Genomic DNA, 270 nt, shown 5'->3' with positions numbered 1-270 from the left:
AAAGGTCGCTAATAACATTGATAATTTAGGCCAAAAATTTCTGTCTTGGGGTTATTTTCTAGGTTTCAATCAATATGATTTTAAGTTTGATTACGAAGAAAACCTTGATGACATCTTAGTTGACAAAACATTTGGATTTCACCTAGGGCTCATTGGAGACATGCGTATTAATGACTACATGAATCTTAGGCTAGAGCCTGGTGTGTTTTTTACGACCAGAAATTTAATGTATAACGAAAGTTATTTTGCCGGAACAGATTATAACGACTC

The 270-nt window shown here is 34.1% G+C and carries 1 protein-coding gene; it reads left to right on the top strand.

The genetic code is table 11. From position 1 onward, the window contains the following. The coding region (locus tag ACRHNM_RS16840) for an outer membrane beta-barrel protein (protein WP_431137768.1) at nt 1-270 on the top strand (270 nt) is incomplete at both ends.

It is taken from the genome of Psychroserpens mesophilus, from assembly GCF_050617655.1.
GTDB classification, from domain to species: domain Bacteria; phylum Bacteroidota; class Bacteroidia; order Flavobacteriales; family Flavobacteriaceae; genus Psychroserpens; species Psychroserpens mesophilus_A.
Note: the sequence above shows the minus strand (reverse complement) of the source record. Positions and strands in the feature narration are given on the sequence as shown.